The following is a 10,384-nucleotide window of genomic DNA, read 5'->3' as shown; positions in this document are numbered from 1 at the left end:
GCGCAGACATGACGACTCCCGAGCCCGGCATCGTGATCGTCGGCGCCGGCCAGGCGGGCGTCCAGGCGGCGGAGTCACTGCGCGACGCGGGCTTCACCGGCCCCCTCACGCTCATCGGCGACGAGCCCGAACTTCCCTACCAGCGCCCGCCGTTGTCGAAGGAGTACCTCGCCGGCAAGCTGTCGGGGGAGGAGCTGACCCTGCGCGCCGACCGGTTCTACGCCGACCGGGAGATCGAGTTGATCGTCGGCCGTCGGGTGGTGGGCCTGGACCGGGCCCGGCGCAAGGTGACACTCGACGACCACACCGAACTCCCGTACGCGCACCTGGTGCTGGCCACCGGCTCCCGGCCCCGTCCGCTGCCGCTGCCCGGGAGCGGACTGGCGGGGGTGTTCGATCTGCGGACCCGGGCCGACGCCGAGGAACTGCGCCATCGTCTGGGCGAGGCCCGGGACGTGGTGGTGATCGGCGCCGGGTTCATCGGCCTGGAGTTCGCCGCCGCCTGCCGGGCCGCCGGCCTCAGCCCCGTCGTGCTCGACATCGCCGACCAGGTGATGGGCCGCGCGGTGTCCGTGTCCACCGCCGTCCACTTCGCGGAACAGCATCGACTGGGCGGCACCCGGCTTCTGATGGGCACCGCGCCCACCGAACTGATCGGCCGGGACGGCCGGGTGACCGGCGTACGCACGGCGGACGGGACGACCGTCCCCGCCGACCTCGTCGTCACCGGCATCGGCGTGCTGCCCAACGCCGAACTCGCCGGCCTGGCGGGCCTGGAGACCGACAACGGCATCGTCGTCGACGCACACCTCGCCACCGCCGACCCGCACATCTCGGCGATCGGCGACTGCGCGGCCTTCCCCGACCCGCACGGCTCGGGACGGCGCATCCGGCTGGAGTCCGTGCAGAACGCCGCCGACCAGGCCCGCTGCCTGGCCGCCCGACTCACCGGCACACCCCGGCCCTACGACGCCCTGCCGTGGTTCTGGAGCTACCAGGGCGACCTCCGCCTCCAGATCGCCGGTCTGTCGACCGGGCACGACCACACCTGCGTGCACACGGACGAGCGGGGCAACGGGTTCTCGGTGTTCTGTTTCCGCGACGGAGCCCTGGTGGCGGTCGAGTCCGTCAACCGTCCCGCCGACCACATGGCGGCCCGCCGAGTCCTCGCCGCCGGTCTGACGGTCACCCCGGAGGACGTCGCCGAGCCCGGGTTCAGCTTGCGGAGCCATCTGGCCCGGGCGACTGTCTCGGATCGGAGGACTTCCGCATGACCACCGACCCCGACTCCCGTACGACGTCCCTCTCCCGCATCGGCGTCCTCGGCTGCGGGCTCATGGGCTCCGGCATCGCCGAGACGGTCGCCCGCGGCGGACTCGACGTCCTTGTCACCGAGGTCAGCCGACCGGCCGTGGAAGCCGGGCGCCGTCGTATCGAGGACTCCCTCGGCAAGGCCGTACGCCGGGGCAAGCTGACGGACGAAGAACGCGACCGGGCCCTGGCACGGCTGTCCTTCTCCACCGACCTCGGCGACCTGGCCGACCGCGAACTCGTCATCGAGGCCGCCGTGGAGGACCGCGCCCTGAAGTGCGCCCTCTTCAGGGACGTGGACAAGATCCTCGCCGGCACCGACGCCATCCTCGCCAGCAACACCTCGTCCATCCCTCTCACCGACCTCGCGACCGCCACCGGCCGACCCGACCGTGTCATAGGGCTGCATTTCTTCAACCCCGTGCCCGTACAGGCCCTGGTCGAGATCATCCCCGCCCTCACCACCAGCACCGACACGCTCGAACGGACCCGCCGCTTCGCCGTCGAGCGGTTGGGCAAGACCGCCGTGCAGGCCCCGGACCAGGCGGGGTTCATCGTCAACGCACTCCTCCTGCCGTATCTGCTCTCCGCCGTACGCATGGTCCAGGCGGGCACGGCCACCCCCGAGGACATCGACCACGGCATGGAACTCGGCTGCGCCCACCCCATGGGCCCACTGCGCCTGCTCGACCTCATCGGCCTCGACACGGCCAAGGCGATCGCCGAGTCCCTGTACGAGGAGCACGCCGAACCGCTGTACGCGCCACCGCCGTTGCTGCGGCGCATGGTCGCGGCCGGACATCTGGGCCGGAAGTCGGGGCGGGGCTTCTACGCGTACCCGGCCACCTGATGTCCCCGCGACGGCCACCTGACTCTCCATGACGCAGTAACACCACTCAACTCCGTAGAAAGCAGGCCCCACCATGCCCCAGCAGGTCCGAGGCGTCATCGCCGGCGGGAAAGGCGACCCGGTACGGATCGAGACGATCGTCGTGCCCGACCCCGGGCCCGGTGAGGCCGTGGTGAAGGTGCGGGCGTGCGGCGTGTGCCACACCGATCTGCACTACCGGGAGGGCGGGATCAACGACGAGTTCCCGTTTCTGCTGGGCCATGAGGCGGCCGGGGTGGTCGAGTCGGTGGGGGAGGGGGTGACCGATGTGGCGCCCGGCGACTTCGTGGTCCTCAACTGGCGTGCCGTATGCGGGAATTGCCGGGCCTGCCGACGGGGGAGGCCCTGGTACTGCTTCGCCACCCACAACGCCGAGCAGCGGATGACCCTGCTGGACGGCACCGAGCTCTCGCCCGCCCTCGGGATCGGCGCCTTCGCGGAGAAGACCCTGGTGGCGGCCGGCCAGTGCACCAAGGTGGACCCCGAGGCCTCCCCGGCGGCGGCCGGGCTGCTGGGCTGCGGGGTGATGGCCGGCATCGGCGCCGCCATCAACACCGGACAGGTCGGACGCGGCGACAGCGTGGCGGTGATCGGCGTCGGCGGAGTCGGCGGCGCGGCCGTGATGGGTGCCCGGATCGCCGGGGCGGCACGGATCATCGCCGTGGACATCGACGACTGGAAGCTGGACACGGCGAAGCGGCTCGGCGCCACCCATACCGTCAACTCCCGTCAGACGGACGCCGTCGAGGCGATCCGGGACCTGACCGACGGCTTCGGCGCCGACGTGGTCATCGACGCGGTGGGCCGCCCGGAGACATATGAACAGGCCTTCTACGCCCGGGACCTGGCGGGCACGGTGGTCCTGGTCGGCGTTCCCACCCCGGAGATGAAGCTCGAACTCCCCCTCCTCGATGTCTTCGGTCGCGGCGGCGCGCTCAAGTCGAGCTGGTACGGCGACTGTCTGCCCTCCCGGGACTTCCCGATGCTCATCGATCTGTACCGTCAGGGGCGCCTGGACCTGGACGCCTTCGTCACCGAGACCATCGCCCTCGACGAGGTCGAGAAGGCCTTCGAGCGGATGCACCACGGCGACGTACTGCGCTCGGTGGTGGTCTTCTGATGACCGACGTCCGCGTCGAACACCTCGTCACCTCCGGCACCTTCAGCCTGGACGGCGGCACCTGGGACGTCGACAACAACGTGTGGATCGTCGGCGACGACCACGAGGTCGTCGTCATCGACGCCGCCCACGACGCCAAGGCCATCGCGGCGGCGATTGGTGACCGGCGGGTGACGGCCATCGTGTGTACCCATGGCCACGACGACCACATCGACGCGGCCCCCGCGCTCGCCGCCACCACCGGTGCCCCGATCCTGATCCATCTCGACGACCGGCTGCTGTGGAAGCACACCCACCCCGACCGGGACCCGGACGGCTACCTCTCCGACATGCGCCGCATCACCGTCGCCGACATGGAACTGACGGTGCTGCACACCCCTGGCCACACCCCCGGAGCGATCTCCCTCCACGCCCCCGACCTGGCCACCGTCTTCACCGGCGACACCCTTTTCGCCGGCGGGCCGGGCGCCACCGGCCGCTCCTACTCGGACTTCCCGACGATCATCCGCTCCATCCGCGACCGTCTGCTGACCCTTCCCCCGGACACGGTGGTGCGCACGGGCCACGGCGAGTCCACCACCATCGCCACCGAGGCACCTCACCTCGACGAATGGATCGCCAGAGGCTACTGAAGGCTTGACTCCCGACTCCCGACTCCCGACTCCCGACTCCCGACTCCCGACTCCCGACTTCCGACGCCCGCCGCAAGCTCTGCGGCGGGCGTCGTCCGCTCGGGAGCCCGAACGCGATGGGGCCGCGCGGTCAGCCTTCGAGGCGCCGCAGGCGCTCCGCGTCGCATGTGCGGGGGCAGGTCGAGCAGGCCTCGGCGGGGCGGATCGTGTAGTAGAGGCAGCAGCCGAGACGGGTGCGGGTCGGGTGTTCGCGGCCGTCGCTCGTGCGGAGGGTGCGGAAGTCGGCGCCGCCGGGGAAGGGCTGCCGGGCGGTGGGCAGCACCTCCGTGGCGGCCCGGACGCCGGCGGCCTCGTCGCCCAGCATGCGGCCGAGGTACCAGAGTCCGGAGACCAGGTCGTCGGAGACCATGCCCCACAACGCACGCGAACCCCGGCGGACGTACGGACCCATCGCGTCCAGCACCGGACCCATGTGATCCGCGACGGCGTCTCGCAACGCGGCCCGCAGCTCTTCTTCTTGGGCGACAGCCCGCGTACCCGGCAGTGCCGCCACCGGGTCGTCCGGCAGACAGGTGAGGTCGGTGCCGGGGGCCAGTTCGTACGTGGCCGACGCGAGGTCGATCCGTATGTCGCCGGGGGCGATGCGCGGCACCCGCCGCTCCAGGTACCAGACGCCGCTCATCAGCAGGCCGACCGACCACGCGTAGTCGTGCAGGGCGCGGGAGGCCGCGACATGCCGGGGCGCCGAGTGGTCGTAGCGGTCCTGGATGCGGGCGGCCTCGGCCTCGACGAAGGCCTCCACGCTCTCCTGAGACTCCGTCAACCGCACGCTCGGCTCGGTCAGTTGGGGTGACCGAGCTGATCCGTGGTCCGCATCCACGACTCGTACGGCCAGCACCTCGCACACCGTGTCCAGACGGCGGTAGGCGGCGGCGAGGAGGCCGGGGACGAGCGTGGCGGAGTCGGCCTGGGTGGTCTCCAGGGGGGCCACGGTCATCGGCAACTCCAGAGCGTAAGGGCGTTTGGTCGTACGAGCAGGTAAGCCTTACCTTAACTGCAAGATCGCGGGCCGATGGCCAGGTGGGGTGTGGATGAATGGATGGCCTATTGAGCAGCGAAGTTACTTGCGGGTTGATCAAGGGCGGCGTGCGTCACAGTGAACGCACAGCCGTTGAAGACTAAAGCATGCCTAACCTAAGCTCACGTTTCGTGACTGCGACCGATAGGGCCGCGCCAACCGGCGTGCCCCTGCGTACCTTTCGGCATGTGCCCCTGTTCCTCGGCGGCCTCGCCGCCCTGACGCTCTGCGCCGCGCTGAGCCTCGCCCTCGGAGCCCGCTCCGTACCCCTGTCCACCGTCCTCGACGCGCTCTCGGGTCATGCCGAGGGCCGCGACGCACTGGTGGTGACGGGGCTTCGGGTACCGCGCACGGTCATCGGCCTCGCGGTCGGCGCCGCGCTCGGCGTGGCCGGTGCCGTGGCTCAGGGGATCACCCGCAATCCGCTCGCCTCCCCAACCACCCTCGGGATCAACGCGGGTGCCGGTTTCGCGGTCGTCGTCGCCATCTTCGCCCTCCGACTCACCGACCCCGTCGAGTACGTGTGGTTCGCCTTCGCCGGAGCCGCCGCAGCCGCCGTTTTCGCCCAGGCGCTGGCCCAACGCGCCGGGGACATCGACCCGGTACGCCTGGCCCTCGGCGGCACCGTCCTCCAACTCGTCCTGCTGTCCTGGACGTCGGCGGTCATGCTGGCCAGCCAGCGCACCCTCGACGAGGCACGCTTCTGGCTCGCCGGATCCCTCGCCGGCCGCCAACTCGACACACTCTGGCCGGTACTGCCGACCCTCGTCATCGGGCTGCTGCTCGCGCTGGCCGTGGCGCCCGCCCTCAACGCCCTCGCCCTCGGCGACGACTCGGCCCAGGCGCTCGGCGTACCGGTCGCCCGTATCCGGCTCGCCGGTGGCCTCGCGGTCGTCCTCCTCGCCGGTTCGGCGGTGGCCGTGGCCGGGCCGGTCGCCTTCATCGGCCTCGCCGCACCCCACCTCGTCCGCCCCCTCCTCGGCGGCGACCACCGACTCCTCGTCCCCGGCTGCCTGATCGCCGGACCCCTGCTCCTGCTCTCCGCCGATGTCCTCGGCCGGCTCGTCATCCGCCCGGCGGAACTCGAAGTCGGCATCGTCACCGCGTTCCTGGGCGCACCGCTGCTCGCCCTGCTCGCCAGGAAGGTCGCCCGATGACGCTGACGTACAAGGCGGCCGTACGACATGACGTGCGCCGCGCCCCTGGCCGCGGACGTCTCCTCGCCTACGGCGCGACCGGCCTCCTCGCCCTCCTCGTCCTGCTCACGGTCTCCGTGTCCACCGGGGAGATGGGCATGCCCGCGTCCGTCGCGCTCCGCGCGCTGGTCGGGCTCGGTGATCCGGGGGATGTGCTGGTGGTGCAGGAGTTCCGGGCGCCGCGCGCCGTCGCCGCCATCGTCGCCGGGGCCGGTCTCGGCGCGGCCGGTTGCGTGCTGCAACGGCTCTTCCGCAACCCCCTGGCGTCCCCGGACGTGATGGGCGTGACCGGCGGCGCCTCGCTCGGCGCGGTCGCTCTGCTCGCCGCCGGTGCCTCCCAACTGTTCATACCCGTCGGGGCGTTGGCCGGTGGATTGCTGGCCGCCCTGCTCCTCGGCGTGTTCGCCTGGCGCTCCGGGCTCGCCGTCACCCGGCTCGTCCTCATCGGTCTCGCCGTCCAGGCGGGCCTCGCCGCCGCGGTCAACCTGATGACCGTGCGCTTCCCGGCCGAACTCGCCGGCTCGGCGCTCCAGTGGACCACCGGGTCGGTGTACGGGCGGACCTGGACCGAGGTCTGGGGCGCGGGCGCGGGCGTACTGCTCGCCCTCGCCGCCGCGCTGGTGACCAACCGCCGTCTGGCCGTGCTCGACCTGGGCGACGACTCCGCGGGCGCCCTCGGCCTCAACACCGCCACCGCCCGCCTCCAACTCCTCCTCGTCGCCGTCACGTTGGCCTCGCTGGCCGCCGCCCTCGCCGGTCCCGTCACCTTCGTCGCCCTCGCCGTACCGCACATCGTCCGCTTCCTCACCGGCCCGCCCACCGCCGCGACCCTCGCCCTGGCCGCCCTCACCGGAGACGTCCTGCTGCTCGCCTCCGACCTGGTCGTCCAGCACCTGCTGCCGATCGAGGGCCTGCCGGTCGGCGCGGTCACCGCCACCCTCGGCGCGCCCTGGCTGCTGGTGCTGATGTTCCGGCAGAGCAAGCCGGTGCGGGGGAGTCACGCATGAGCCGCGATCACGAACCGCACTCGAACCCGGCCGCCGCGCCGAAGCCGTCCTCCGCTAGCCCCCAGGAGCCCCGCATGACCACCGCCAACCAGCTCTCCACCCAGGGGCTCGACCTGCGCTACGGCGACCGGCTCGTGGTGGGCGGACTCGACCTGACGCTGCCCGGTGGCGCGGTGACGGCGATCGTCGGCCCCAACGCCTGCGGCAAATCAACCCTGTTGAGGGGCCTGAGCCGACTCCTCGCACCCACCGCCGGCACGGTCACGCTGGACGGCGCCGACATCCACCGGATGTCCGCGCGAGCGCTGGCCCTCCGGATGGGCCTGCTGCCGCAGCAGCCGGTCACCCCGGAGGCGATCACCGTCGAAGCCCTCGTACGGCTGGGCCGGTACCCGCATCAGCGGCTGCTCAGCCCCTGGTCGGCCGCCGACCAGCGGGCGGTGGACGAGGCGCTGGAGCGGACCGGAACGGCGGTGCTGCGGGACCAGCCCGTGGACCGGCTCTCCGGCGGACAGCGCCAACGCGCCTGGATCGCCCTGGCGTTGGCACAGGACACCGAGCTGCTCCTGCTCGACGAACCGACCACCTTCCTCGACCTGCGGCACCAGCTCGACGTCCTCGACCTGGTCGCCGCCCTGCACGCCGAGGCCGGCCGCACCGTGGTGATGGTGCTGCACGACCTCGGACAGGCCGCCCGTTACGCCGACCACATGGTCGTGCTCAAGGACGGCCGCCTCGCCGCCGCCGGCCCGCCGGCCGACGTACTCGACGCGGACCTGGTCAAGTCCGTGTTCGACGTGGACTGCCGGGTCATCCCCGACCCGGAGACCGGCACACCGCTGGTCGTCCCGAAAGGCAGCGCGGCCCGGCACACCACCGCGTCCGCCTCCGCCTGACCGCTCGTCCCTGTCCGTCCGACCGCTCATCCACCACATCCGGTACGTCCCTGCGACCCAGGTGCGCCCGGTTCATCCCCATGACACCGGTTCATCCCCGTACATCCGTACGTCGACGAGAGAGACCACCCTCATGCTCAAGCGATCTCCCCTGCGCGGATTCGGCCGTCCCGCCGCCGCCCTGCTCACCGTCGTGCTCGGCACCGGCCTGCTGGCCGCCTGCGGCAACGACGACTCCGCCAAGGAGAGCGACACCGCCAAGGCCGGTGCCGACAGCGCCGCGTTCCCGCGCACCCTCAAGACCGTGATGGGCGACGTGAAGATCCCGTCGCAGCCCAAGAAGGTCGTCGTCCTCGACACCGGTGAGCTGGACGACGTCACGCTGCTCGGCATCGACCCGGTCGGCGCCGTCGCCCCGCACTTCAAGACCGAGGGCGGCTTCCCCACCTACCTGGAGGGCGAACTCAAGAACACCACGGACGTCGGCCCGCTCCTGGAGCCGAACCTGGAGAAGATCGCCTCCCTGAAGCCCGACCTCATCCTGTCGTCCAAGGTCCGGCACGAGAAGGTCTACGACAAGCTCAGCGCCATCGCCCCGACCGTGTTCACCGAGACCACCGGCGGTGTGTGGAAGGAGAACCTGAAGGTCCACGCCGAGGCCCTGGGCCTGGAGGACGAGGCCGCGGCCAAGCTCAAGGAGTACGAGACCCAGGCCAAGGCGCTCGGCGAGGCCATCGAGAAGAAGGACGGCGCCATGCCGACCGTCTCCGTGGTCCGCTTCGTCGCCGGCCCGACCCGGCTGTACGCCTCCAACTCCTACAGCGGTGTCGTCCTGAACGACATCGGCTTTGCGCGCCCCAAGTCGCAAGTATCCGACGACCCGGCCGTGACCATGAAGGACGTCAGCCCCGAGGAGATCGACCAGGCGGATGCCGACCTGATCTTCGTCACCACCGCCGACACCCCGGACAAGACCCAGCAGAAGCAGGTCACCTCCAACCCGGTCTGGAAGGACCTGCCCGCCGTCAAGGACGGCAAGGTCTTCGAGGTCCCGGACGAGACCTGGATGTCCGGCATCGGCGTCCAGGCGGCCGAGGAGATGCTCGCCGACGTCGCGAAGGCCACCGGCGTCGAACTGCCCAAGCGGTAACCCCTCCTCAGTACCAAGCAGCAACCCCTCTTCCGTACCAACCAGCAACCCGTCGCAGTACCAAGCAGCGACCCCCGCAGTACCCGGGGCGGGCCCACCACGAGAGCGGCCCGCCCCGTCCGCCCCCCACCCGCCAGCGGAAGCCGTGCACCCTCTCATGCGCCTGTACCTGCTCGCCCTGAATCCCACCGACTCCGTCACCGAGGGCTTCCTGCCCGCAGCCGCCCGGCTCGGCCTCGACGTCACCGTCCTCACCGACCAGCCGGACGCCCACCGCGCCACCTACGCCGAGCACCCCGAGTACCCGGACATCGAGGTCCTGGAGTGCGCCGTACGCGACTTCCGGGCCGTCGTCACCCGGATCTCCACCCACCACCGGCCCGACGCGGTCTTCACCAACAGCGACCACCTCCAGACCCAGGCCGCCCTCGCCGCCCAGTACTTCGGGCTCCCCGGCAAGGACTGGCGGGCCACCCTGCGCACCAAGGACAAGGGCGAGATGCGCCGCCATCTGTCCGCCGCCGGTGTGGACACCGTCTGGTCCGCCGAGATCACCCACCCGGCCGAACTCACCGGCCCGAGCGTCCTCGACGCGCCGTACCCCTGTGTCATCAAGCCCCGGGAGGGCGTGGCCAGCGAGGACGTGGTGCTGGTCGACACCGCCGAGGACCTGGTGGCCCGCGGCAAGGAGATCCTGGCCCGCCGCCCCGGCGCCACCCTCGTCGTCGAGGAGTACCTGCCCGGCGAGCTGTACACCCTGGAGACCCTCGGCGACGGCCGGGTCCGGCACGTCCTCGGCGGTTTCCACACCGAGTTGTCCCCACCGCCGTACTTCATCGAGGAGCGGCTGACCTTCGTCCCGGCCCACCCCGAGCCGGTCGTCGCCCAGATCCTCGCCCAACTCGACGCGCTGGGCGTCGGCTTCGGCGCCTGCCACACCGAGTTCGTCGTCCACGAGGGCCGGGCCCGCATCATCGAGGTCAACTACCGCGCCATCGGCGACCAGTGCGATCTGCTGCTCGCCCAGCTCCTCGACCTCCCGCTCTTCGACCACATCCTGCGCACCCATGTCGGTGAGCCGCTGCCCGAGGACCTTCGGTTCCGG

The 10,384-nt window shown here is 71.4% G+C and carries 10 protein-coding genes; 9 read left to right on the top strand and 1 reads right to left on the bottom strand.

The window, feature by feature from the left end:
• From STRIP9103_RS24575 to STRIP9103_RS24560, 4 genes are all read left to right on the top strand, one after another.
• Positions 1-1,274 (top strand): NAD(P)/FAD-dependent oxidoreductase (locus STRIP9103_RS24575; RefSeq protein ID WP_009321349.1); only part of this gene is annotated, 1,274 nt, incomplete at its 5' end.
• Positions 1,271-2,161, top strand: a complete 891-nt coding sequence (locus STRIP9103_RS24570; protein WP_009321345.1) for a 3-hydroxybutyryl-CoA dehydrogenase — start codon at positions 1,271-1,273, stop codon at positions 2,159-2,161. The genes STRIP9103_RS24575 and STRIP9103_RS24570, both read left to right, overlap by 4 nt.
• Before the next feature lie 73 nt (positions 2,162-2,234).
• Entirely contained in the window at positions 2,235-3,320 is a 1,086-nt protein-coding gene (locus tag STRIP9103_RS24565; RefSeq protein ID WP_009321346.1) for an S-(hydroxymethyl)mycothiol dehydrogenase, read from the top strand.
• Entirely contained in the window at positions 3,320-3,952 is a 633-nt protein-coding gene (locus tag STRIP9103_RS24560; protein WP_009321342.1) for an MBL fold metallo-hydrolase, read from the top strand. Before STRIP9103_RS24565 ends, STRIP9103_RS24560 begins: the two co-directional genes overlap by 1 nt.
• A 130-nt stretch (positions 3,953-4,082) precedes the next feature.
• On the opposite strand, the gene STRIP9103_RS24555 is transcribed toward STRIP9103_RS24560, so the two are convergent.
• Positions 4,083-4,949 carry a (2Fe-2S)-binding protein gene (locus tag STRIP9103_RS24555; protein ID WP_009321352.1) on the bottom strand — a complete coding sequence of 289 codons (867 nt, stop codon included), beginning with the start codon at positions 4,947-4,949 and terminating at the stop codon, positions 4,083-4,085.
• A 269-nt stretch (positions 4,950-5,218) separates the two neighbouring features.
• On the opposite strand from STRIP9103_RS24555, the gene STRIP9103_RS24550 reads away from it, so the two are divergent.
• The 5 genes from STRIP9103_RS24550 to STRIP9103_RS24530 form a co-directional block, all read left to right on the top strand.
• The gene (locus tag STRIP9103_RS24550) at positions 5,219-6,187 is read left to right on the top strand and encodes a FecCD family ABC transporter permease (protein ID WP_009321350.1); all 969 of its coding nucleotides are present in this window, start codon (positions 5,219-5,221) and stop codon (positions 6,185-6,187) included.
• Positions 6,184-7,233, top strand: coding sequence for a FecCD family ABC transporter permease (locus STRIP9103_RS24545; RefSeq protein WP_009321347.1), 1,050 nt, complete (start codon positions 6,184-6,186; stop codon positions 7,231-7,233). The genes STRIP9103_RS24550 and STRIP9103_RS24545 overlap by 4 nt, the downstream gene beginning before the upstream one ends.
• Positions 7,234-7,307: 74 nt before the next feature.
• Positions 7,308-8,129: an ABC transporter ATP-binding protein gene (locus STRIP9103_RS24540; protein ID WP_009321355.1), complete on the top strand. Its 822-nt coding sequence runs from the start codon at positions 7,308-7,310 to the stop codon at positions 8,127-8,129.
• 133 nt (positions 8,130-8,262) lie between these two features.
• The gene (locus STRIP9103_RS24535) at positions 8,263-9,279 is read left to right on the top strand and encodes an ABC transporter substrate-binding protein (RefSeq protein WP_048820909.1); all 1,017 of its coding nucleotides are present in this window, start codon (positions 8,263-8,265) and stop codon (positions 9,277-9,279) included.
• A 157-nt stretch (positions 9,280-9,436) separates the two neighbouring features.
• The coding region (locus STRIP9103_RS24530) for an ATP-grasp domain-containing protein (protein WP_048820908.1) at positions 9,437-10,384 on the top strand (948 nt) is incomplete at its 3' end.

This window comes from Streptomyces ipomoeae 91-03, from assembly GCF_000317595.1.
In the GTDB taxonomy this organism is placed as follows: Bacteria; Actinomycetota; Actinomycetes; order Streptomycetales; family Streptomycetaceae; genus Streptomyces; species Streptomyces ipomoeae.
The sequence above is the reverse complement of the archived record's forward strand: the minus strand, read 5'-3'. Positions and strand labels throughout refer to the sequence as shown.

Bases quoted from the DNA above. Each gene is read 5' to 3' on its own strand.
- STRIP9103_RS24570 (WP_009321345.1), top strand. From the start codon at position 1,271: ATGACCACCGACCCCGACTCCCGTACGACGTCCCTCTCCCGCATCGGC.
- STRIP9103_RS24565 (WP_009321346.1), top strand. From the start codon at position 2,235: ATGCCCCAGCAGGTCCGAGGCGTCATCGCCGGCGGGAAAGGCGACCCG.
- STRIP9103_RS24560 (WP_009321342.1), top strand. From the start codon at position 3,320: ATGACCGACGTCCGCGTCGAACACCTCGTCACCTCCGGCACCTTCAGC.
- STRIP9103_RS24555 (WP_009321352.1), bottom strand. From the start codon at position 4,949: ATGACCGTGGCCCCCCTGGAGACCACCCAGGCCGACTCCGCCACGCTC.
- STRIP9103_RS24545 (WP_009321347.1), top strand. From the start codon at position 6,184: ATGACGCTGACGTACAAGGCGGCCGTACGACATGACGTGCGCCGCGCC.
- STRIP9103_RS24540 (WP_009321355.1), top strand. From the start codon at position 7,308: ATGACCACCGCCAACCAGCTCTCCACCCAGGGGCTCGACCTGCGCTAC.
- STRIP9103_RS24535 (WP_048820909.1), top strand. From the start codon at position 8,263: ATGCTCAAGCGATCTCCCCTGCGCGGATTCGGCCGTCCCGCCGCCGCC.